We start from the raw sequence: 21825 nt of genomic DNA, 5'->3' as shown, positions 1-21825 counted from the left end.
ATGGCCGGTTTCATCCTGCGCCGCCTTCTCCTTCTGGTGCCGATGCTGCTCGCGGCCTCGCTCATCATCTTCCTTCTCCTGCGGCTGGGCCCGAGCGACCCCGCGCTCGACTATCTGCGCCTGTCGCGCCTGCCGCCGACGCCGCAGGCACTGGAGGAAGCGCGCGCCTTTCTCGGGCTCGACCGGCCGCTCGCGGTTCAATATCTCGCCTGGCTCGGCGACGCGCTGCGCCTCGATTTCGGCGTGTCCTACGCCACGCAGCGGCCCGTCCTGCCGGACCTCCTGCATTACCTGCCCGCGACGCTCCAGCTCGCGGGCTTCGCGCTTCTCCTGACGCTCGGCCTGTCGGTTCCGCTCGGCATGTGGGCGGCGCGCCACCGCAATGGCCTGCCCGACCAGATCGTGCGCCTCGTCGCCTTTCTCGGCGTGTCCATGCCGAATTTCTGGCTGGGCTTCCTGCTCGTTCTCTTCTTCTCCATCCACCTCGGCTGGCTGCCGGCGATGGGGCGGGGCGGCTGGTCGCACATGATCATGCCCGCCCTCTCGATCGCGCTCATGTCGCTGGCGATCAACGCGCGCCTCCTGCGCGCCTCCATGCTGGAGGCGGCCGGGCAGCGCCATGTCACCTATGCGCGGCTGCGGGGCCTGTCGGAGCGCCGGGTCGAGCGCGCGCATGTGCTGCGCAACGCGCTTCTGCCGATCGTCACCGCGACGGGCATGCATATCGGCGAACTCATCGGCGGCACGCTGATCGTGGAAAGCATCTTCGGCTGGCCGGGCGTCGGGCGCTATGCCGTTTCGGCCATCTTCAACCGGGACTATCCGGTGATCCAGTGCTTCACGCTGCTGATGGTCACGATCTTCGTCCTGTGCAACCTCCTCGTCGACATCGCCTATGCCTATGCCGACCCGCGCATCCGGCTCTCGGCGGAGGGCGTGGAATGAGCGAGATCGCCTTGTCCCCCCTTCGGTCGCCGGCGCGCCGCCGCTTGGCATTGCGGGGCAGCGGGCGCGTCGCGCTCGTCCTGGTCGCGCTCCTCGTCCTCGCGGCGATCTTCGGCCCCATTCTCTCGCCCTACGATCCGAACGCGGTCGATCTGGCCGCGCGCCTTCAGGGGCCGAGCGCGGCGCATTGGTTCGGCACGGATCATCTCGGCCGCGACATCCTCGCCCGGCTTCTCGTCGGCGCGCGCGTGTCGCTCGGCTCGGTCGCGGTGGCGCTGTCGCTGATCCTCGCGCTCGGCATCGCGATCGGGGGGCTGGCGGGCTTCGTCGGCGGACGCCTCGACCAGTGGATCATGCGCTGCGCCGACGTGTTCCTCACCTTTCCGACCCTCGTCCTCTCGCTCTTCATGGTGGGGATGCTCGGAACCGGACTCGTCAACGTGGTGATCGCCATCGCCCTGTCGCACTGGGCCTGGTACGCGCGGCTCGTGCGCGGCATCGTCCTGTCCCTGAAGCATCGCGACTTCATCCTGGCCTCGCGCCTCGCCGGGGCGGGGCGTCTGCGCATCTTCGCGGCCCATCTCCTGCCCGCCACCCTGTCGCAGCTCGCCGTTCTCGCCACGCTCGATATCGGCCACATCATGCTGCATGTCTCCGGCCTGTCCTTTCTGGGGCTCGGCGTCGCCGCGCCGACCGCCGAATGGGGCGTGATGCTGAACGACGCGCGCCAGTTCGTCTGGACCGAGCCGCACCTGATGGTCTGGCCGGGCCTCGCGCTCTTCGTCAGCGTCATGGCCTTCAACCTCCTGGGCGATGCGATCCGCGACCGGCTCGACCCGCATCTGCGCATGGAGCACTCGCATTGACCGCGCTTCGCCTCGACGTCATCCGCCTCGGCGTGCGCACGCGCCGCGCGGGCGAGACGCTCGCGCTCGTGGACGCGGTCGATCTGACGCTCCAGGCCGGCGAGGTTCTGGCGCTGGTCGGGGCCAGCGGCTCGGGCAAGTCGCTGACCTGCGCCGCCGCGCTCGATGTCCTGCCACCGGGAACCTGGCGCGAGGGCGGCACGGTCGCGCTGGAGGGCGTCGCGCGGACCGGGGCCGAGCTGCGCGGCCGGCATGTCGCCACCATCCTCCAGAACCCGCGCAGCGCCTTCAACCCGGTGCGCACCATGCGCGCCCATGCCGAGGAAACGCTGCGCGCGCTGGGCGTCGATCGCGCGCGATGGGACGGGCTCGTCGCGTCCGCGCTGTCCGATGCGGGGCTGGCGGATGCCGAGCGCATCCTCCCCCTCCATCCCTTCGAGATGAGCGGTGGGATGCTTCAGCGCATGATGATCGCGCTCGCGCTCCTGACGGGCGCGCCCTTTCTCTTCGCGGACGAGCCGACCACCGATCTCGACCTCGTGGTCCAGCGCGAAATCCTCGACCTTCTCGACCGGCTGAAGACGTCGCGGGGCCTCGGCATTCTCCTCGTCACCCATGACATGGGCGTCGTGGCGCGGCTCGCCGACCGCGTCGCCGTGATGGAGGCCGGGCGCATCGTGGAGACCGGGCCGGTCATGGACCTGTTCTACCGCCCCTCGCATCCCGCGACCCGCCGGCTCGTTCACGCCCATCTTTCCCTCTACGGCCTGGAGCCGGCCTCATGACGCTTCTGTCCGCCGTGACCGTGTCGCGCGCCTATCGACGCGCTTCGCTCATGGGCCCCTCGCGCCGGACCCCGGTGCTGGAGGGCGTGTCGCTCGGCATCGCGGCCGGCGAGAGCGTGGCCCTCCTCGGGCGCAGCGGCTGCGGCAAGAGCACGCTCGCGCGGCTGCTCGTCGGGCTGGAGCGCCCGGACGAGGGCGAGGTCCGCTTCGAGGGGCGTTCTCTGGCGGCCTTGCGCAAGGACGAGCTGCGCGCCTTCCGGCGCGCCGTGCAGATGGTGTTTCAGGATTCGGTGGGCGCGGTGGACCCGCGCTCGACGGTCGGGGCGATCCTCGACGAGCCGCTGCGCCATCTTCTCGGCCTCGATGAGCGCGAGCGGGAAGCCGCGATCGCCCGGCTTCTCCAGCGCGTCGGGCTGGAGCCCGCCGACGCTGGCAAGCTGCCCGCGCAGATGAGCGGCGGCCAGTTGCAGCGCGTCTGCATCGCCCGCGCGCTCGCGCCCGGACCCCAGCTCATCCTTCTCGACGAGGCGGTGTCCAATCTCGACCTGCATCTGCAGATCCAGATGCTCGACCTGTTCGAGGCGCTGCGGCGCGACACGGGCGTCGCCTATCTCTTCGTCACCCACGACCTGCGCCTGGTGGAGCGCTTCTGCTCGCGCGTTCTCGTGATGGAGGCGGGCCGCATCGTGGAGGAAGCGCCGGTCTCCCGCCCCCTGAAGCTCGCCTCGCCCGCCGGGCGCGCGCTCAAGGAAGCCGTCCTGCCGGCCATGCCGGTGCGCCGCTCGGCCTGACCCGCCGCACGGCCGCCGGAGAGAGCGGACGGATCGGCGCCGCCGGATGATCCGATCCCCCGGACCGGCTGCCGAGCGGGCCATCCCTTCCAGGATTACCTACAAAATTAGTAGATAAATCCTCTCGCCGGCCTCGCGTCCGGTCTAGCCTTCGGGCCAGATCGAAACGCGAGGGAAGCGCTCGGATGTATCACCAGCCCGCCCAGACCTATCAGCCGAACCGGACCGCGACCTTGAAGGAGGCCCTGCGGCGCTTCACAGGTGCGGTCTGCGTCGTCACCAGCGGGGAAGGAGACGCGCGCACCGGCGCGACCGTCACCACCGCCCATTCGCTCTCGCTCGACCCGCCGACCATGCTGGTCTCGGTGAACCGCGCGTCCTCCACCTTCGCCGCGATCGAGCAAAGCGGGATCTTCTGCGTCAATCTGCTTTCGGCCGACCGACAGGACGTCGCCGAGCGCTTCTCGGGCTTCACGGGACACCAGGGCGCGGCGCGCTACGAGGGGGCCGACTGGCTGGATCTTTCCACCGGCGCCGCGGCGCTGGTGGACGCGCTGGCGGCGATCGACTGCCGCGTCGACAAGGTCGTGCATTACGGCAGCCACGCGCTGTTCTTCGGCGCGGTCGAGACCGTGCTGATCGGCGGCGAGCGCCCGTCGCTTCTCTACGGCCGGGGCGCCTACGCTTCGAGCGAACCGCTTCCCGCCCTTTGACCCGCCCTTTAGCGCAGGATCGCCTCATGAACCGTCGTCAGTTTCTCGGCAGCGCCGCGCTGGCCGGCCTCGCTCTCTCCACCGGCCTGCGGCCCAGCTGGGCCGACGAACCCAAGACCTTCAATGTCGGGTTCCAGAAGAGCGGCCTTCTCGTCGTCGCCCGCAACCAGCGCCTGATCGAAAAGGCCCTGGAGCCGCGCGGCATCGCGGTGAACTGGGTGGAGTTCCAGGCCGGGCCGCCGCTCCTGGAGGCCATGAATGTCGGCTCGATCGACTTCGGCACGACGGGCGACACGCCGGCGATCTTCGCGCAGGCCGCCGGCGCCGACATCGTCTATGTCGCGGCGCTCCCCTCGCGCGGGCGCAACTCGGCGATCCTCGTGCCCGAGAGGAGTTCGATCCGGTCGCTCGCCGATCTCAAGGGCCAGCGGCTCGCCTTCACGCGCGGCTCCAGCGCCCACAATGTCGCTGTCGTCGCGCTGGAAAAGGTGGGGCTGACGCTGAAGGACGTGACCCCGGTGTTTCTCAGTCCCGCCGATGCGGGCGCGGCCTTCGCCACCGGCTCGATCGACGCCTGGAGCATCTGGGACCCGTTCTATGCCGGGGCCGAGCTGAACCAGGGGGCGCGCGTCCTGGCGGACGGCGAGGCGATTCTCGGCACCACGAATTCCTTCTTCCTGGCCAATGCGCGCTTTGCCAGGAGCCATCCCGACATCGTGCAGACCGGCATCGACGCATTGGGCCAAGCCGGTCTCTGGGCCGAGGCCAACCGGGACGGCGTGGCGGAGGCTCTTTCGGCCGCGACCGGCGTGCCGGTCGCGATCCAGAAGCGCACGGCCGAGCGGGGCGAGTTCCGGGCGTCGCCGGTCACGCCCGAGATCGTCGCGCAGCAGCAGGCGGTGGCCGACCGCTTCGCCTCGCTGAAGCTCATTCCCAAGCCGATCGACGTCGCCTCGCGCGTCTGGCGCGCGTCGCAGAGCTGAACGAGGCCCGACCCATGGACACGCTGACACAAGCGGCCGCCACGCGCCCGCTCGACTTCTTCTGGTTCCTGCCGACGTCGGGCGACGGGCGCTATCTCGGCTCCGACCGGGGCAACCGCCAGCCCGACAACGCCTATCTGCGCGAGATCGCGGTCGCCACCGACCGGCTCGGCTATGACGGCGTTCTCCTGCCGACCGGCCAGTTCTGCGAGGATAGCTGGATCACCGCCGCCTCCGTCGCGCCCTTCACGCGGCGGCTGAAATATCTCGTGGCGATCCGCCCCGGCGTCGCGACGCCCGCCCATTACGCCCGGCAGGCCGCCGCGCTCGACCGGCTGAGCGAAGGGCGCCTCCTTCTCAACGTCGTGGTCGGCGGCAATCCGAAGGAACTCGCCGGCGACGGGATCGACCTCGCCCATGACGAGCGCTACCGGCAGGCCGACGACTTTCTGCGCATCTGGCGCGCGCTGATGGCGGGCGAGGAGGTGGATTTCCGGGGGCGGCATCTCTGGGCCAAGGGCGGGCGCACGCTGTTTCCGCCGGTTCAGCGTCCGCATCCGCCGCTCTATTTCGGCGGCTCCTCGGACGCCGCGCTCGACCTCGCGACCGACCAGTGCGAAATGTATCTGACCTGGGGCGAGCCGCCGGCGCAGGTGGCCGAGAAGATCGAGCGCGTGCGGGCGCTGGCCCGCGCCAAGGGCCGCACGATGCGCTTCGGCATCCGCCTTCATCTCATCGTGCGCGAAACCGAGGCCGAAGCCTGGGCGGCGGCGGACCGACTGATCTCGCATCTCACCGACGAGACGATCGCGGCGGCGCAGGCGCGCCTCGCGAGCGAGAGCGACAGCGTCGGCCAGCGCCGCATGACCGCGCTTCACGGCGGCCGGCGCGACCGGCTGGAGGTCTCGCCCAATCTCTGGGCCGGCGTCGGCCTCGTGCGCCAGGGCGCGGGCACCGCGCTCGTCGGCGATCCCGAGACGGTGGCGGCGCGAATCCGCGAATATCAGGCGCTCGGCATCGATACCGTGATCGCCTCGGGCTATCCGCATCTGGAGGAAGCCTACAACGTCGCCGATCTCCTGTTTCCGGCCCTCGGGCGCGGAACCGGCAATTGGGGAGAGGGCGCCTTCCCCGCGAGCGGCGACCGGGGCGGCTTCGCCTCGCGCTCCGGCATCGGCGCGGGGCATTCGCTATGAGCGCGGCCCGGTCCGGGCGCGGCGCGGCCTTGGCCCAGCGCCTTCTTCCCTTCGCCGTGCCGCTGCTGGCGCTTCTCCTGTGGCAGGCGGCCTCCTCGTTCGGCTGGATTCCGCGCAACGTCCTGCCCTCGCCGCTCGCGGTCGGCGAGGCGGCGGTGACGCTTTCGGGCGATGGTCAGCTCTGGACGAACCTTCTCGTCAGCCTTGGCCGGGCGCTCGGCGGCTTTGCGATCGGCGCTTCGGTCGGCTTCCTGCTCGGCCTCGCCAACGGCCTGTCGCGCGTGTCGGAAAGCGTTCTCGACACGACGCTGCAGATGGTGCGCAACGTGCCGCATCTGGCGCTGATCCCGCTCGTCATCGTCTGGTTCGGCATCGGCGAGGAGGCCAAGCTCTTCTTGGTCGCGCTCGGCGTGTTCTTCCCGGTCTATGTCAACACGTTCCACGGCATCCGCTCGGTCGACCCGCAGCTGCGCGAGATGGCGCGCGTCTACCGCTTCACGCGCTGGGAGTTCTTCCGCCGCGTGGTGCTGCCGGGCGCGCTCCCCTCGATCCTGGTCGGCGTGCGCTATGCGCTCGGCATCATGTGGCTGACGCTCATCGTCGCCGAAACGATCTCGGCCTCCGAAGGGCTCGGCTACATGGCCATGCAGGCGCGCGAGTTCATGCAGCTCGACATCGTGGTGCTCGCGATCCTGATCTATGCCGGGCTCGGCAAGCTCGCCGACATCGTCGCCCGCGCCGCCGAGCGCCGGACGCTCGCCTGGCACCCTGCCCACGCCGCCTGAAGGGCCTGCCGCGGCGGCCTCCCGCCGGCCAGGCGCCGTCGTCGCACGACCCGCAAGACAGTCAGAACGGAAGAGATCCATGGACGCCATCCTCTCCGCCCCGCGCTCGCGCTTCCTTTCGCCCGAGCGCGACGTTTCGCGGGAGCGCGACGTTTCGCGGGAGCGCGATGCTTCACGGGAGCGCGACGTTTCGCGCGAGCGCAAGGCCCTGCCCGAGCGGGAGGCCGTCGCCCAACGCCGCGCCCTGGACGCGCCCCGCCCCGAGACCCGGGCCGGCGGCGCGCGGCTGACCCTGTCGGAGGTCGAGAAGCGCTTCGGCGACAAGCGCGTCGTCGCCGGGCTCGATCTCGACATCGCGCCGGGCGAATTCACGGCGATCGTCGGGCGCTCGGGCTGCGGCAAGTCCACGCTCCTGCGCCTTCTCCTCGATCTCGAGCGGGCCGACAGCGGCGCGGTCGAACTGCGCGGAGCGGACGGGAGCGCGGCGCCGACCACGCGGCTGATGTTTCAGGAGCCCCGGCTCCTGCCCTGGCAGAGCATCCTTCGCAATGTCGCGCTCGGCGTGCCGCGCGGCGTGCCGGCCCCCGAGCGCGAGGCGCGGGCGCAGGACGCGCTTGCCGCCGTCGGCCTTGCGGGCCGGGGCGGGGAGTGGCCCTCGGTTCTGTCGGGCGGCCAGCGCCAGCGCGTGGCGCTCGCCCGCGCGCTGGTCAGCCGCCCGCGCTTCCTGGCGCTGGACGAGCCGCTCGGGGCGCTGGACGCGCTGACGCGCATCGAGATGCAGTCGCTTCTGGAAACCGTCTGGCAGGCCGAAGGCTTCACGGCGGTTCTCGTCACGCATGACGTCTCGGAAGCCGTGCGGCTCGCCGACCGCGTCGTCCTCATGGAAGCGGGGCGGATCGCCTATGAGGAGCGGATCGCGCTGCCCCGCCCGCGCCGGCACGGCGACCCCGAGGCGGCGCGCATCGAAAGCCGCATTCTGGACCGGCTCCTGCGCGAGCCCGCCTGAGAGCCCGTCCGAAAAGTCCGCCGGGTCGGCTCGCCGGGTCTTTTCGCCGCCCTCCTCGTTGCCGATCCTCGCCGATGCCGACCTCGCATCGACTGCGTTCGGCGCCTCGATCGCGACGATAATTCCTCGGCGATCCTCCGCCGGTGACGTTCCGGACGGGCTCTTAGCGCGGGGACGCTCTTTCCAGACGAAAGCGCCCTTGCCGAGGGCTCGGCAAGGGCGGAGAAACAGGGTGTCGGACGCGGCGCCTTTCGGCGGCGCCGGCCAAGGCGCGGGCCAAGGGGTGGGTCGAAGCGCCGCGCCTGTCGCGGCGTCAGGCGACGAGGCGGAGCGAGGCGCCCTTCTCGGTCGACGCGGCGTTCTGGCCGACCAGATTGTGCTGATCCAGCGCATGAAGCGCTTCGTTGATCTGCTGGGCGCCGATATTCTGCTCGCGGCAGGCGGAGGAAATCTCGCGAACGAGTTCGGACGTGCGCTCGATATCGGGCATCAGCGCGGTGAGCATGTCGCCCGCCTGCTCGGAAATCTGCACCGTGGAGGTGGAGAGCGAGCCGATTTCGGCGGCGGCGATGCGCGAGCGCTCGGCGAGCTTGCGCACCTCGGAGGCGACCACGGCGAAGCCCTTGCCATGCGTGCCGGCGCGCGCCGCCTCGATCGCCGCGTTCAGCGCCAGAAGGTCGGTCTGGCGCGCGATTTCCTGCACGACCTGGATCTTCTCGGCGATGACGCGCATGGCCGTCACCGCTTCCGCGACGGTCTTGCCGGTGCGCAGCGCGTTTTCGGAGGCGTGCTGGGCGATCTTGTCGGTCTGGTTGGCGTTGTCGGCATTCTGCGCGATATTGGCGGCCATCTCCTCCATGGCGGCGGAGGCGGCGACGGTCGCACGCGCCTGATGGGCCTGCATCTGGGCCTGCTGGTCCTGAAGCAGCTTCTGCGAGTGGATGTCGCGCACCGCGCCGCAGGTGCGGATCGGATTGCCCTTGTCGTCGCGCAGGCAGCCGCCGACCGCCGCGACCCAGCGATAGCTGCCGTCCTTCATGCGGATGCGATACTCGACCTCGTATTCGGTCTTGCCGGTCTTATCCATGAGGAAGTCGCCGAAGGCGCCGAACACGAAAGGGCCGTCCTCGGGATGGACGCGGTCCATCCAGGCCTGCAGCACGTTGGGGAATTCTTCGACATTGGTGAAGCCGAGAAGGCGGCGGAATTCCATCGACCAGGACCAGCGGCTGTTGGGCGAGGCCGGATCGCCATCGACGATCACCGCGTCCCAGAGGCCGACGCCGCAATCCTCGTCCAGGAGATAGAGGCGCTGCTCCAGCTCCGCCACGCGGGCTTCCAGAGTCTTGATCTTGTTCTTGCCAAATCCAAACGACATAATAAGTCCGCCATATCACCCATTTTCCAATGTATTTAGGCGGGAACCTGTTTCTGTTCTCTTGCATTGCTACGGAAATTCACTCGCATCCCGAAAAGAATGGATGATCGCAGAAGCGCTTTTCTTAACGTCCCTCGGCCGTTTTGCGAATCGGAGGGCGAAGGCCGGTCTCGTCTCTCGATCGGGCAGGGCGTGGTCCTTGCGGACAGGCTCCGGGAGCAAGAGGGGGATGCCCACGGGCGCAAGCGAGGCGCGCGGAGGCCGTCCGGCTGAGAAATCTCGGCTGCGGGCGGCCGGACGCCGGACGGCGCCCGGACTCTGAAGGGCGAAAGTGAGCGTGTCGTGGCGTCAGGTGCGCCGTTCGCTCGCGAGGTTCGAGCGGGACAGCTCGCGGCTCGCCTCCGCCTTGCGCTGCCGCAGCGTGCGCCGCTGGTGATGGATGTTGGCGAACAGGACGAAGCCGAACAGAACGGCGACGACGCCGATGACGAAGAGGTCAGCGATCGACATGCGGGAGGTCTCCCTCGCTGGCGGCCCGACCAGCGCGAATGACCTGCCGGCCCCCGATGGACCTGCACCCACCCCGGGATATCGCGACGCGGGCGCCCTTCGCCAAGAGGCGGGGCCTCACGTCTGCGCGAGCGCGCGCGTCATGAGGGGCGGCCCTTCGAGCCGCCGCGCGGGCTCAGCCGGCGGCGCGGCTCGCCAGATACTGGCGCTCGGCCCGCCGATAGGTGTTTTCGCTCATGCGGATCGTATCGGCGATATAGCGGTCCATCGTCGCGCGCAGGCGCTCGGTCGTGCGAAGAAGCTGACGCCGCCGGCCGGTCTCCTCGATGAAGCCGCTTTCGATCGCCAGGGTGATGAGGTTGCGCATATGCGAGCGCGAACGACCGAACTCGATGCCATAGGCGAGAAGATCGGCTTCGCGCAGACCCTGATCCGGCCGCTGCGATTCGAGAAGGAGCGCGGCATAGAGAACCAGCGAGGCGCCGCCGCGCGCCGAGAAGGCGGCAAGGACCGGATCTCGGGTCAGCGCGTTCATCACCTCGGTCATGCAGCGCTCGTCCCCGCCGACCCGCGCCATGAAGGGCAGGAAGCTCGCCTTCCGACGGGGGATCAGGTCGAAGTTCCGTTCCGGAAACAGGGTGCTGTAGGACGCTTGGTAGATGTCCAGGAACGACCAGTACCAGTTCACCAGCGGCGGAAGGGCGCGCAGAAGGCGCATCCGCCGGTCGGCCGGGTTGACCGCGATCTCCAGATCGCCTGTCGCGACGAGACGGTTCAGATAGACATCGATCTGGCGGGGGCCGATGAGGCCGTGTAACCCCATGCGCCTCTTGAGTTCGGTCGGCGTCGCCGCGTCGCCTCCGCTCATGTCCTCGCAGGCCATTCCCAGGATATGGCCGATCAGAAGGACGCGCCAGGCGTCCACGGAAAGGCGGCCTGGAAAGACGCTCGAGCTGTAGATTTGCAGCGTCGTCCGAATCTGCCGCTCTCGAACGGCCGGGAAACGAGGGTTCTGCAGAATGTCTTCGGGGGGGCGCAGCGCGATGTCGCCATCGACCTCTGCGATTCCCGCGCCGGGGGCCGGCGTCGGAGAGAGGTCGAAGCCGCGATTCGATTCCTCGCCACCGGCCGGCCGCTCCGTCCGGCGAGATGCGGTCTTCATCCCGTCATACCATCCATCTGCTCGGGTTGGCCGGTCAGGTCCGTGATCCAGGACAAGAGCACATCGGCGCCGCCGTCGCCATTGTCCGGCCCCGCGTCTCCGGCGCGCACCTCGCTCGGCAGGAAGCCGAACCGGGTCCGGAAGGCGCGGCTGAACGACTTCTCGTCCTCGAAGCCGACCGCGTAGGCGACGCTGGACACGCGCGGACGCCGGCCTTTGGGCGACAGGCGCGTCAACAGGCGCAGGGCGGCCATGAGGCGGCGCTCGCGAATATAGGCCCGCACGCCGCCCTCGCCGGCGAACTCGCGATAGAGCGTGGCGCGCGACATGCCGAAGCGGCGCTGGAGAAGCTCCGGCCCGAGCTCGATTTCGCTGAGATTGTCGCGGATGAAGCTGCGAATCTCGACGCGCGCGCGCAGGTCTTCGCCGCCCTCGCCCGCATCGTGGCCTTCCAGGAAGGAGGCGCAGAGGCGCGAGGCCGCCTCACTCAAGGCCGGAAGATGGTGGGAGGTCAGACTTTCGGCGTTGCCGAGAATGCCTTGCAGCATGTTGAAGGCGATCTGTCCGACCGCGTCGGCGCGAAAATCCGTCGCCGTGCCGTGCAGCGCTTCGACGCGCAGGTTCTGCCGGTCGAGGGCGGCGCGCGGCAGGAGAATGTTGAGCGCGTCCACCGCCTCGTCGGAGCGCACGGTGATGGGCTGCGAGAGATCGTAGAGAACCATCTGGCCGCCGGTCGCCACGACGTCCTGCCGCGCTTGCAGCTGGCTGCGCCCGCTCGTGTAGAATTGCAGGAGAACATGGTCGACGCCCTGGCGCGCCGTCTTGCGCGCCTCGCGCAGAAGGTCCTGCGCCGGGGCGACGACGTCGCCGACCAGGATACCACCCAAATGATAGCTTCGCATGGAAATCGGCTTGGAGAGATCGGTTTCGTCTCTCCGGCACAGGTCGAAGAACGGCGAAATGTGGTCCTGCCATTCGTTCCAGATTCGACTGCTGACGTTGGGGCAGATCGCGCCGACATGCGAGATGTCGGTGCATGCAACGGGAGACTTCATCATGAACTCTCTGCGGTGAACTTGTGATGCGAGAATGGTAAGTTCGATTTACGGGTTTTGCCGTGGCTCGTTATTGATTCGAAAGCTCAGATGCTTATGAGCGCGATTCGTTAGGCCGCAAATGACAAAAACTGCGCGCATTTTCGGATGGGGCCTCCAGACGGGTGTTGACCGCTGTCGGAAGGGAAGGCGCGCCACGCAAAGACCGCCGCGGCAAAGGCCGCGACGGTCGGTTTCGCAGGTCCGGCGGTTCCGGGCGCTTAGCCGCGGAACAGGGCCAGGATGCTCTGGGCCGACTGGTTGGCGATCGAGAGCGTCTGCACGCCGAGCTGCTGCTTGGTCTGCAGCGCCTGGAGGCGGGTGGACTCTTCCGACAGATCGGCGTCCACCAGCTTGCCGACGCCCTTGTCGATCGTGTCCATCATCGTGCTGACGAAGGTCTGCTGGAGGTCGATGCGCTTGGCCAGCGAGCCGAGGTTCGAGGCCGCCGTGGTCACGTTGTTGATCGCGTCGTTGACCGCGGAGATATAGGCCGCGAAGACCTTGTTCTGGTTCGCGCTGGTGACGCCCAGAGTGCGGAGCTTCGCGTCGCTGATGTCCAGCGTCTCGATCGACACCGTGTCGGCGACGCCCGAGGAGGAGGTCACGCCGGAGATGGCGAGGCTTCCGCCGGCCGCGACCTTGCCGAGGCTGAGCGTGTCGCCGCTCGCCGTGGCGTTGAGCACGCCGGGGCCGAAGCCGCTTGTCGCGTCGCCAAAGGCCGAGTTCAGCACCGTGGCATAGGCCGCCGCGTCGCCGATCTTGCCGTCGCGTCGGCCGAGAGCGGCGTTGACGCGGTCCTTGTCGATGTCGATCCGCTTCGTCGTGCCGTCCACCGTCACGTCGAGCGAGATCTTGTCGCTGTCACCGAGCGTCTGCGGACCCGTGAAGGTCCCGGTGCTGGTGAGCGAGGCGATCGACCCGCTCGTGCCGTTGGAGCCCAGAGCCACCGGCGTGGCGCTGGTGATGTTGGTCAGGCCCGCCCTCGAGGTGGTGACGTTGTCGCCGTCGAACGCCTGGACCCCGGAGATGGCGATGGACGCGTTGGCGCCTTCCGCCTTGGTCGTCAGCGTCATCTTGTTGCCAGCGTCGGCATCTTCGACGTTGAAGGTCACCTTCGTGGCGTCGCTGGTGCCGAAGGCCGTGTCGAGCGCGGCCTGCATTTTCGCCTGGAAGCGGCTCTTGTCGTAGGGCAGATTGCCGGAGCCGCCGAGGAAGCCGTCCGTCTTGATCGAGACGTCCTTCACCGTGCCGTTGACGTTCAGGCTGAAGCTGATCGTGTCGGCGCCGGTGAGGTCCGTGTTGTCGAACGTGCCGATGGCGAATGTGGCCGCTGTCGCGGTACCCCAGCCGACCGTGCCGCTGGTGGTGGCATTGCCGGTGGCGGGGTCGATCGACTTGGTTTGGACATCGAGGCCGAAGAGCTTCTCCGCAGCCACGGTCGTGCCGGCGATGTCGGCCTTCAGTTCGGAAATACCGACCGCCATGTCCTTGCCGGTCTTCTTGGTCTCGACGCCGATCTTGCCACTGGCATCGACGGTCAGCTTGATGTCATTGTCGACGTAGAGCCCAGCGGGGTTGCTGTTGACCTTATTGTAGTACGAGCCGGCGAATTCATCGTTCACCGCCTTCTGGAGGACGGCCGCCAGTTCCTCGGCCGTCGGCTGGCCCGGCGTCGCCCAGCCCGCGGCTGCGCCGCTCCCCGTGAAGTCCGCCGCGACGAAGTTCCTGGTGACGACCTTCCAGTCGGTGCCGTACTGGACCTTGAAGCTGATCGAGTCGCCGCCCTGGATGCGGTAGCCCGTACCGCTGGCGGGGGCGTTGGTGCCTGCGATGCCGGCGAGACCGTTGGTGGTCGTGCCGTTCTGGGTCAGCTTGACGTTCGTCAGCTGAATGTTGTCGAGGCTGCCGACGGCGTTCTTGGTCGAGAGCTTGGTCAGATCGGCCGACAGGATGATGTCGCCCTGACTGTAGCCCGTGCCGTCCGTCTTTCCGTTGAACTTCGTGCTACCGAAAGCCGTGTCGATCCTCTTCTGGAGGAGGGCCTGCAGCTCGGCGGCGGTCGGCTTGTTCTTGGTTGCCCAAGGGGTCAAGCCGTTGGTGCCGTCCATGTCATCTGCTGTGATCGTGATGCTGACCGGCTTCGTCGTGGTGCCGTAGGTCACCTCGAAGGTGATCTTGTCGCCGACGTTGATGCCGCCGGTGCCGGGCGTGGCGGCGCCGACCGACGTGCCCATCCGGTTCGGGCCGCGGAGATTGGACACGCTCACGCTCTGCGACGCGCCGCCGTCGACCGTCGTGAATGTGATCGTGTGCGCCGCCGTGTCGCCCGAGACCGTCACCTTGCGCTGGCTGGGCGATGTCCAAGTGAACTTATCGTCGAGCGCGCTTTGGAGGGCGTTGGCAACCGCGGTTTCGTCCTGGGTCGCGGCGCCGTCGCCGAACGTGGCGGTGATATCGGTCGTCGTTACGCCGTTGAGCTTGATGTCGAACGTGAACGTGCCGCTCGCCGGTGCACCTGCGTTAAAGCCGGTCAGGACCTGCGTGGCCGTTCCCGCCGTCATGCTGTAGTTGCCAGCGGTGGCGAGCAGCGTCTGCTCGGCCTTGGCGGTCGCCCCGGCCGGCACGAACGTGCCGAGTTCGGCGGCGGCCTTGGTGCCGGTGCCGGAGGTCGGCGCGGGCAGCGAGGCGGCGGTGAGGAGGCCGGCGAGCGCCGTCACCGTGCCGTCGCCGTTGACGGTCTGCGTTTCGCCGACCGCGACGGTCGAGTTCGTGCCGAAGCTGTTGGAGGTGATGGTGACGGCCTTGGTGGTCGCGTCGATCGCCACCGTCGCCATGTTGTCGCCGAGCGCGGAGTTCACGGCCGTCTGGAGCGTGCCGGTGATGGTCGCGAGATTGCCGTTCGCCGCGAGAATGTCGGACGTCTTGACGTTGACGATGCCGCTGCGGCCGTCGACGCTGAGGCTGAAGCGCAGCTGGTCGCCATCCGTGACCGAGGCGAGGTTGAGCGTGCCGAGCGTGGCCTGGCCGCCCTTCATGCCTTCGGCGGCGACGCCGGTCGCGGGCGTGGACGAGAAGGTGAGCGCGGTGACGCTCGGATCGGGGGCCGCGTTCTGACCGCCGACGGTCAGGGCGACGCCGTTCGCGTCCTTCAGGGCAACGGCCTTGTCGAGGATGCCCTTGCCGCCGCCGGCCGAATCGAACAGCTTCACGTCGCTGATGTCGATGCCGATGGAGCCGAGCGTCACCGCGCCGCTCGCATCGCGCGAGAAGGACGAGACGATGTTCTTGTTCGCGTTGAAGGACGGCAGGTCCGAGTTCACCGACAGCCAGTTCTCGCCCGAGAAGGACGCGGAATTGGCGATCGACTTCAGCTGCTTCTGCAGCTCGGCGATTTCCGTCTGAATCTTGGAGCGATCGACGCCGTCCTGGCTCGCGGCGGTCAGCTTGGACTTGATCTCGTCGAGAACGTCCTTGGCCTTGTTGAGGCCCTGATAGGCCGTGTCCACCGTCGCCGAACCGAGGCTGAGCGCGTCCTTGACGGTCGCGAGCGACTTGTTGTCGGAGCGCAGCGTCGTGGCGATCGACCAGTAAGCGGCGTTGTCCTTGGCTTCGCCGATCTTGAGGCCGGTCGAGATGCGGTTCTGCGTGCCTTCCAGCAGCGACTGCGTCTGCTGCAGGTTACGGAGCGCGGTGATGGCGGCAATGTTGGTATTAACGCTGGTCATTTGAGTGTCCTGTAGATCCAAATCGGAAAAGGACATGAAGCAATACTTGGCAGCATCATGCTGTTGCTTGGGAATCGGCTGCTTCTGACCAAATAATCGGCTGGGAATCTTGCTCAAAACCTAATTTTGTACTTGATTTTAATTTTATATTTAGACTTATGGCGTCTCATTCAGGTCGCACCGCGTCTCACCGGGCGATTTCGTTAACGATTTGGAAAGGTTTGAGAATCCGGCGCGCAGGCTCGAACGGGCGCTGGGCGGTGAAGCGCGGCGCCCGTTCGGGGAGCGAGGGGGTGGAGCGGGGAAGGCGAAGGGCGGAAGAGGGCGCCCGGTTCGTCTCAGTCCTGCAATTCGGGCGCGACCTGGCCGAAGTTGAAGCAGGCGACGAGCGCGATGCCGCCGAGCATGTTGCCCAGAAGCGTCGGCAGGAAGAAGGTGAAGGCGTAGTCCTGGAGCGTCGCGGCGCCCACATGGACGAGATAGGACGCTTCCACCGAGCCCGCGATGATATGGGCGAAATGGCCCATCGCCACGACATAGGTCACGACGATAATGACGAAGGGCTTGGAATCGCCCGACGCCGGCATCAGCCAGACCATGAGTGCGATCAGCCAGCCCGCGAACACCGCCTTCAGGAACATCGTCCCGAAGGGCGAGGCCATGGTGGAGGCGGAGAACTCGGCGATCGCCGCCCGGATCTCGGGCTCGAAGACGGATGTGTGGGCGAGCACCGCCGAGAAGGCCCAGGTCGCCGCGATGTTGGAAGCCAGAACGATGCCCCACAGGCGCAGCACCAGCGCGAAGCGGTGCCAGCTCGGCGCGCGCAGGAGCGGCAGGACGGGCGTCAGCGTGTTTTCGGTGAAGAGCTGCTGGCGGCCGAGAACCACGATCAGGAAGCCGATCGTGTAGCCGAGCGAGGTCAGGAGATGCTTCCAGGAGCTGTCGGGCAGCGCCACGATCAGGATCGCGGGCACCACCACGGAGAAGCCGATCGACAGGCCCGCCGCCAGCCCCGACATCATGAGCGCGAAGCCGCTGCGCTCCAGCTCCCGCTCGCCCTCGGCGCGGATCGTCTCGTGGATCAGCGCCGCGCTCGGCCGGCTCTGGTGGTCCACCGCTTGCCGCTCGCCCGAGGTCAGGTCATCGGCCGAGGCCGCGGGCGTCAGCCGGTTCGCATCCTGTTCGACCATGTGAGGCCCTCATCGCTGGAGGGCTCCCGGCCATGCTCGTCGCGCGCATCGCCGGAAGCCCCATGCGTCTTTCCTGGAGAGGCAACGTGGGATCGCGGCTTGGCGAGCGAGGCGGCAACGGTTTGATTGGTTGGCTGGCTTCGGACCCGCTGGAAGCCTGCCTCCCGTCGCCGAGACGGGAGGCGGCCGGCGAAGGAGCGCCGCGCCGGGCGGGCGGCGCGGCGAAGCCTTCACGGGAAGGCGGGACGAGGAGCCCTCATGCGTAGTAGTCGGGCGCTTTCTTGAAGCCCGGCCAGGCGTCGGGATCGTGGCCGGTGACAACCGTCGCGCCCTCCCGTTCGGCGACGTTGCGCAGCTTCTGCACGGAGCGCACCGTGTCCACGGTCGAGGCGAGGAAGCCCGGAAGCGCCTTTTCCTCCCAGTGATCCAGCGTATAGGCGGCGTCGATCGTCAGAAGCATGGGCTCCGACTGCGGCAGGCGCACGAGGAAGGACTGGTGCCCCGGCGCATGGCCCGGCGAGAAGATCGTGGTCAGCGTGCCGTCGCCATAGATGTCGTAGTGATCGTCCGCCTCGCCGTTGAGGAACAGCCATTTGAGGCCTGGCTTGTCGAAATCCTTGCGGATATAGCCGCCCGCCGCGAACCAGTCCGGCGTGAAGGCGTATTCGTATTCCGAGCGCTGGACGATATGCGTGGCGTTGGGGAAACGCCCGATCGCGCCGGTGTGGTCGAGATGGAGATGCGACTGCACGACATAGCGCACGTCGGCGGGGTCGAAGCCGAGCGCCCTGACCTGATCGACGCAGCCCTGATCCTTGTCCAGCACCGGCCAATAGACGTCGCAGATGCCGCCCCAATGGCCGCGCGGATCGGTGGCGACCTCGATGGCGTTGCCGCCGTCGATGATCGTGTGGCCCTTGGGGTGGGTGATCAGGAAGAAGGGAACGGGGATCTCGTAATCCGCGCCGACCCCCTGGTTCATCTTGATGTTGTGGACCTTACACTTCAGCGTTCCCGACTGAAGCATGTAGAGCCGGATGTCCGTCATCGGTTTCCTCCTCGAGATAGGGGCTGGGGCTGTCGAACGGGGCCTGTCAGAAGGCCTGGCGGTAGAGCGCGAGCGCATCGGCTTGCGTCACCTCGACCGGATTGTTCACGAGAAGCCGCGTCTGCTTCATGGCGTCGCTTGCCAGAAGCGGCAGGCTCTCCTCGGACACGCCGACATCGCGCAGGCGGCGCGGCGCGCCGCTCTCGTCCATCAAGCTCTGCATGGCGGCAACAAAAGCGTCGGCGCGCGTGGAGGCCTCGCCCGTGCCCGGCACGCCGAGAACATCGGCCAGCTCGGCATAAAGCGGTGCGGCGGCCGCCGCGTTGAAGCGCAGCACCGGCCCCAGCATCAGCGCGTTCGAGAGACCGTGGGGGATGTGGTAATGGCCGCCCAGCGGATAGGCCAGCGCATGGACGGCGGCGACCGGCGAATTGGCGAAGGCCTGACCCGCCAGCATCGCGCCGAGCAGCATGGCCTCGCGCGCGGCGCGGTCCGAGCCGTCGCGGCAGGCGGCCACGAGGTTCGCGCCGAGAAGCCGCAGCGCCTCGCGCGCCAGCGCGTCGGACAGCGGGTTCTTCTTGTGCCGGCTCGTATAGGCCTCGATCGCATGGACCATGGCGTCGATGCCAGTCGCCGCCGTGTGGATCGCCGGCAGGCCGACCGTCAGCTCGCCGTCGAGCAGCACGTAATCGGCATAGAGCTGGGGCGAGACGACGCCCATCTTGGTGGTCTCGCCGGTGGTGAGGATCGAGATGTTGGTGACCTCCGATCCCGTGCCCGCCGTCGTCGGCACCAGCGCGAGGGGCAGGCGCGAGCCCTTCACATTGCCGATGCCGTAGAGCGCGGAGAGGGGCTGATCGGAGACGGTCAGAACCGCCACGAGCTTGGCCACATCCAGCGAGGAGCCGCCGCCGAGACCCACCACGATGTCGCAAGCCGCCGCCTTGGCCTGAGCCACGGCGTCGAGCAGCACCGCTTCCGGCGGATCGGCCACCACGGCGTCGAAGATCGTGACGGTGAAGCCGGCGGCTTGGAGATCGGCCGCGATCGGGGCGATCAGCCCCGCCTTCACCAGCCCGGCGTCGGTGACGAGGCAGGCGCGCCGCGCCGCGAAGCGCTCGGCGAGGCGCTGGCCGAGACGCTGCGCGCCCGACCATTCGACCTGGAGGGCCGGCACGGTGCGAAATTCGAAACTGCTGATGGTCATGAAAGCCTCCCAACCGATGGGCCCGGCGCGGTTCCGCCCGGTCCGAACGGCCGGTGGCAGCGCCTCGAAACGGATGACGGTCCCGGCGCGTCTCAGCGCAGCGCCGAGCACCAGTATTTGACCTCGAGATATTCCTCGATGCCGTGATGCGAGCCTTCCCGCCCAAGGCCGGACTGCTTGACCCCGCCGAACGGCGCGACCTCGTTGGAGATCAGCCCCGTGTTGTGGCCGACCATGCCGTATTCCAGCGCCTCCACCACGCGCCACGCGCGCTTGGCATTCTCGGTGTAGAAATAGGAGGCGAGGCCGAATTCGGTGTCGTTGGCGAGCGCGATCACCTCCTCCTCGGTCTCGAAGCGGAAGAGCGGCGCGACCGGGCCGAAGGTTTCCTCGCGCGCGACACGCATGTCCGATGTCGCGCCCACCAGCACGGTCGGCTCGAAGAAGAGGCCGCCGAGCTTGTGGCGCTTGCCCCCCGTGACGAGGCGCGCGCCCTTGGCGAGCGCGTCTTCGAGATGGCTCTCGACCTTTTCCACCGCCGCCTCGTCGATCAGGGGACCGATCAGGACGCCCGGCTCCGTGCCGCGCCCGACGGGAAGCGCGGCGACCCTCGCGGCGAGCTTCTCGGCAAAGGCGTCGAACACGCCGGCCTGGACATAGAGCCGGTTGGCGCAGACGCAGGTCTGGCCGGCATTGCGGTATTTCGAGGCGATCGCGCCTTCCACGGCGGCGTCGAGATCGGCATCGTCGAAGACGATGAAGGGCGCGTTGCCGCCAAGCTCCAGCGACAGGCGCTTGATGCTCGGCGCGCACTGCGCCATCAGAATGCGCCCGACCTCGGTCGAGCCGGTGAAGGAGAGCTTGCGCACCACGTCGCTGCCGGTCAGCACGCCGCCCACCGTGCGCGACGCGCCGGTCACGATCTGCAGCACGCCGGCGGGAATGCCGGCTTCCTCGGCGAGAACGCCGAGTGCGAGGGCCGTCAGCGGCGTCTGTTCGGCGGGCTTCACGATCATGACGCAGCCCGCCGCGAGCGCCGGGGCGGCCTTGCGGGTGATCATGGCGGCGGGGAAGTTCCATGGGGTGATCGCCGCGCAGACGCCGACCGGCTGCTTCAGGACCACGAGGCGCTTGTCGGCCTGCGGCGCGGGAATGACCTCGCCATAGACGCGCTTGGCCTCTTCGGCGAACCATTCGATGAAGGAGGCGGCATAAAGAACCTCGCCCCGCGCCTCGGCCAGCGGCTTGCCCTGCTCGGCCGTCATCAAGGCGGCGAGATCGTCGGCATTGGCCACGATCAGCTCGAACCAGCGGCGCAGGATCCTGGCGCGCTCCTGCGCGGCGAGCGCCGACCAGGTCTTGAAGGCCCGGCGCGCGGCCACCACCGCGCGCTCGATCTCGCCCGCACCGAGCGAGGGCACATTCGCGATCAGCGAGCCGTCGGCGGGATCGCGAACCTCGATCACCGCGTTGTCGGAAGCGGTCGACCAGACGCCGTCGATCAGGCAGGTTTCCCGCAGAAGCGCGGGGGAGCGGAGCTGAACCAAGGAAATCTCCCGTGTCTCCATCCGACATGGTTCATCTAATTGAACCATGTTCTATATCCTGAACAAGTCTGTTCCCAGCTACGGGTGATGTCAAGCCGATGTCGCACTCTTCCGAAGGCCGCACGGCCGGCGCCGCCCCCGCGCTCCGGCGCGCCATCGAGGTTCTGGACCTTCTCGGCCGCGCCTCGGAGCCGGTCACGGCGGCCGATATCGCGCGCGAGCTTGGCATTCCCAAAAGCACGGCGCATGGCCTGATCGCGACCATGACCGAGTTCGAACTGGTGGTGCGCGGCGCGGACGGGCGCTTTCGCCTCGGCCCCCGGCTGATGCGCTGGGCGAGCGGCTTTCTCGGCCAGACCAGTCTGACCGGCGAGTTCCAGCGCTATTTCGCGGAGGAAGGCGATCTCGACGGGCACACGATCACGCTGACGATCCTGGACGGGCGCGAGGTCGTCTATCTCGCCTGCCGCGACAGCGGCGATCCGCTGGGCCTGACCTTCCGCATCGGGATGCGCCTGCCCGCGCCCTATACGGCGACCGGCAAGGCGCTCTTGGCCGCGCTGCCGGGCGCCGAGTTCACCCGCCTCTTCGCCGAGCCCGAGGCTTGGCCGGCGCCGCTCACGCCGCGCGGCGTCGCCTCGCTCGACCGGCTGCGCACCGAGCTCGACGCCGTGCGCGAGCGCGGCTATTCGATCGACGATGGCGAGGTGCGCGAGGGCATGATCTGTCTGGGCGCGCCGATCCGGGACCATTCCGGCCGCGTCGTCGCCGGCCTCGCCGTCAGCCTGATCCGCGGCGAGGCGAGCGTCGCGCTTCTCGAACAGCTCGGCACCCGCATTCGAAACGCCGCCGAGACCATCACCCGGCGTCTCGGCCACTGAGCCGGCCGCC

The 21825-nt window shown here is 68.3% G+C and carries 19 protein-coding genes; 10 read left to right on the top strand and 9 right to left on the bottom strand.

Annotated elements, in window-relative coordinates:
* From nikB to B146_RS0101000, 9 genes are all read left to right on the top strand, one after another.
* Complete coding sequence (gene nikB, locus B146_RS0101040; RefSeq protein ID WP_019994547.1) at window positions 1-945, top strand: nickel ABC transporter permease subunit NikB; 945 nt, start codon at window positions 1-3, stop codon at window positions 943-945.
* Window positions 942-1811: a nickel ABC transporter permease subunit NikC gene (gene nikC, locus B146_RS0101035; protein WP_019994546.1), complete on the top strand. Its 870-nt coding sequence runs from the start codon at window positions 942-944 to the stop codon at window positions 1809-1811. The genes nikB and nikC overlap by 4 nt, the downstream gene beginning before the upstream one ends.
* Complete coding sequence (locus B146_RS0101030; RefSeq protein WP_019994545.1) at window positions 1808-2596, top strand: ATP-binding cassette domain-containing protein; 789 nt, start codon at window positions 1808-1810, stop codon at window positions 2594-2596. The genes nikC and B146_RS0101030 overlap by 4 nt, the downstream gene beginning before the upstream one ends.
* Entirely contained in the window at window positions 2593-3387 is a 795-nt protein-coding gene (gene nikE, locus B146_RS0101025) for a nickel import ATP-binding protein NikE (RefSeq protein WP_019994544.1), read from the top strand. Before B146_RS0101030 ends, nikE begins: the two co-directional genes overlap by 4 nt.
* A 185-nt stretch (window positions 3388-3572) precedes the next feature.
* Window positions 3573-4100, top strand: a complete 528-nt coding sequence (locus tag B146_RS0101020) for a flavin reductase family protein (protein ID WP_019994543.1) — start codon at window positions 3573-3575, stop codon at window positions 4098-4100.
* Window positions 4101-4126: 26 nt separating this feature from the next.
* Window positions 4127-5083 carry a sulfonate ABC transporter substrate-binding protein gene (locus B146_RS0101015; protein WP_019994542.1) on the top strand — a complete coding sequence of 319 codons (957 nt, stop codon included), beginning with the start codon at window positions 4127-4129 and terminating at the stop codon, window positions 5081-5083.
* Window positions 5084-5097: 14 nt separating this feature from the next.
* Window positions 5098-6279 (top strand): FMNH2-dependent alkanesulfonate monooxygenase, encoded by a 1182-nt coding sequence (ssuD, locus tag B146_RS0101010; RefSeq protein ID WP_019994541.1) that lies wholly within the window; start codon window positions 5098-5100, stop codon window positions 6277-6279.
* A complete protein-coding gene (locus B146_RS0101005; protein ID WP_019994540.1) occupies window positions 6276-7064 on the top strand; it encodes an ABC transporter permease subunit in 789 nt (262 codons plus the stop codon). Before ssuD ends, B146_RS0101005 begins: the two co-directional genes overlap by 4 nt.
* A 79-nt stretch (window positions 7065-7143) precedes the next feature.
* Window positions 7144-8070, top strand: a complete 927-nt coding sequence (locus B146_RS0101000; RefSeq protein WP_019994539.1) for an ABC transporter ATP-binding protein — start codon at window positions 7144-7146, stop codon at window positions 8068-8070.
* 313 nt (window positions 8071-8383) lie between these two features.
* Here B146_RS0101000 and B146_RS30220 read toward each other — a convergent pair whose 3' ends face one another.
* The 9 genes from B146_RS30220 to B146_RS0100955 all read right to left on the bottom strand — a co-directional run bounded on the left by B146_RS30220 (window position 8384) and on the right by B146_RS0100955 (window position 20934).
* On the bottom strand, window positions 8384-9448 hold the full coding sequence (locus B146_RS30220; RefSeq protein WP_019994538.1) for a methyl-accepting chemotaxis protein: 1065 nt from the start codon (window positions 9446-9448) through the stop codon (window positions 8384-8386).
* A 348-nt stretch (window positions 9449-9796) separates the two neighbouring features.
* Window positions 9797-9958, bottom strand: a complete 162-nt coding sequence (locus B146_RS28830; RefSeq protein WP_019994537.1) for a hypothetical protein — start codon at window positions 9956-9958, stop codon at window positions 9797-9799.
* Window positions 9959-10133: 175 nt separating this feature from the next.
* On the bottom strand, window positions 10134-11120 hold the full coding sequence (locus B146_RS0100985) for a hypothetical protein (protein ID WP_019994536.1): 987 nt from the start codon (window positions 11118-11120) through the stop codon (window positions 10134-10136).
* Window positions 11117-12175: a helix-turn-helix domain-containing protein gene (locus B146_RS24625; RefSeq protein ID WP_162141919.1), complete on the bottom strand. Its 1059-nt coding sequence runs from the start codon at window positions 12173-12175 to the stop codon at window positions 11117-11119. The genes B146_RS0100985 and B146_RS24625 overlap by 4 nt, the downstream gene beginning before the upstream one ends.
* Before the next feature lie 260 nt (window positions 12176-12435).
* Complete coding sequence (locus B146_RS29670) at window positions 12436-15942, bottom strand: flagellin N-terminal helical domain-containing protein (RefSeq protein WP_019994534.1); 3507 nt, start codon at window positions 15940-15942, stop codon at window positions 12436-12438.
* Window positions 15943-16280: 338 nt separating this feature from the next.
* Window positions 16281-17132 carry a formate/nitrite transporter family protein gene (locus B146_RS0100970; RefSeq protein WP_019994533.1) on the bottom strand — a complete coding sequence of 284 codons (852 nt, stop codon included), beginning with the start codon at window positions 17130-17132 and terminating at the stop codon, window positions 16281-16283.
* A gap of 256 nt (window positions 17133-17388) precedes the next feature.
* Window positions 17389-18180 carry an AttM family quorum-quenching N-acyl homoserine lactonase gene (gene attM / locus B146_RS0100965; protein WP_019994532.1) on the bottom strand — a complete coding sequence of 264 codons (792 nt, stop codon included), beginning with the start codon at window positions 18178-18180 and terminating at the stop codon, window positions 17389-17391.
* Between the two features lie 46 nt (window positions 18181-18226).
* A complete protein-coding gene (locus tag B146_RS0100960) occupies window positions 18227-19387 on the bottom strand; it encodes an iron-containing alcohol dehydrogenase (protein WP_026358217.1) in 1161 nt (386 codons plus the stop codon).
* A gap of 92 nt (window positions 19388-19479) precedes the next feature.
* Window positions 19480-20934 carry an NAD-dependent succinate-semialdehyde dehydrogenase gene (locus B146_RS0100955; RefSeq protein ID WP_026358216.1) on the bottom strand — a complete coding sequence of 485 codons (1455 nt, stop codon included), beginning with the start codon at window positions 20932-20934 and terminating at the stop codon, window positions 19480-19482.
* A gap of 98 nt (window positions 20935-21032) precedes the next feature.
* On the opposite strand from B146_RS0100955, the gene B146_RS0100950 reads away from it, so the two are divergent.
* Entirely contained in the window at window positions 21033-21815 is a 783-nt protein-coding gene (locus tag B146_RS0100950; RefSeq protein ID WP_019994529.1) for an IclR family transcriptional regulator, read from the top strand.
* Window positions 21816-21825: the final 10 nt, after the last annotated feature.

Origin of the sequence: Aureimonas ureilytica DSM 18598 = NBRC 106430 (genome assembly GCF_000382705.1) — a bacterium.
Taxonomy (GTDB): Bacteria; Pseudomonadota; Alphaproteobacteria; order Rhizobiales; family Rhizobiaceae; genus Aureimonas; species Aureimonas ureilytica.
This window is presented reverse-complemented; position numbering and strand designations above follow the sequence as displayed.

Bases quoted from the DNA above. Each gene is read 5' to 3' on its own strand.
- B146_RS0100960 (WP_026358217.1), bottom strand. From the start codon at position 19,387: ATGACCATCAGCAGTTTCGAATTTCGCACCGTGCCGGCCCTCCAGGTC.
- B146_RS29670 (WP_019994534.1), bottom strand. From the start codon at position 15,942: ATGACCAGCGTTAATACCAACATTGCCGCCATCACCGCGCTCCGTAAC.
- B146_RS0101020 (WP_019994543.1), top strand. From the start codon at position 3,573: ATGTATCACCAGCCCGCCCAGACCTATCAGCCGAACCGGACCGCGACC.
- B146_RS28830 (WP_019994537.1), bottom strand. From the start codon at position 9,958: ATGTCGATCGCTGACCTCTTCGTCATCGGCGTCGTCGCCGTTCTGTTC.
- B146_RS0100970 (WP_019994533.1), bottom strand. From the start codon at position 17,132: ATGGTCGAACAGGATGCGAACCGGCTGACGCCCGCGGCCTCGGCCGAT.
- ssuD (WP_019994541.1), top strand. From the start codon at position 5,098: ATGGACACGCTGACACAAGCGGCCGCCACGCGCCCGCTCGACTTCTTC.
- nikE (WP_019994544.1), top strand. From the start codon at position 2,593: ATGACGCTTCTGTCCGCCGTGACCGTGTCGCGCGCCTATCGACGCGCT.
- B146_RS0100950 (WP_019994529.1), top strand. From the start codon at position 21,033: ATGTCGCACTCTTCCGAAGGCCGCACGGCCGGCGCCGCCCCCGCGCTC.
- B146_RS0100985 (WP_019994536.1), bottom strand. From the start codon at position 11,120: ATGAAGACCGCATCTCGCCGGACGGAGCGGCCGGCCGGTGGCGAGGAA.
- B146_RS24625 (WP_162141919.1), bottom strand. From the start codon at position 12,175: ATGAAGTCTCCCGTTGCATGCACCGACATCTCGCATGTCGGCGCGATC.
- B146_RS30220 (WP_019994538.1), bottom strand. From the start codon at position 9,448: ATGTCGTTTGGATTTGGCAAGAACAAGATCAAGACTCTGGAAGCCCGC.
- B146_RS0101005 (WP_019994540.1), top strand. From the start codon at position 6,276: ATGAGCGCGGCCCGGTCCGGGCGCGGCGCGGCCTTGGCCCAGCGCCTT.
- B146_RS0101015 (WP_019994542.1), top strand. From the start codon at position 4,127: ATGAACCGTCGTCAGTTTCTCGGCAGCGCCGCGCTGGCCGGCCTCGCT.
- nikC (WP_019994546.1), top strand. From the start codon at position 942: ATGAGCGAGATCGCCTTGTCCCCCCTTCGGTCGCCGGCGCGCCGCCGC.
- attM (WP_019994532.1), bottom strand. From the start codon at position 18,180: ATGACGGACATCCGGCTCTACATGCTTCAGTCGGGAACGCTGAAGTGT.
- B146_RS0101000 (WP_019994539.1), top strand. From the start codon at position 7,144: ATGGACGCCATCCTCTCCGCCCCGCGCTCGCGCTTCCTTTCGCCCGAG.
- nikB (WP_019994547.1), top strand. From the start codon at position 1: ATGGCCGGTTTCATCCTGCGCCGCCTTCTCCTTCTGGTGCCGATGCTG.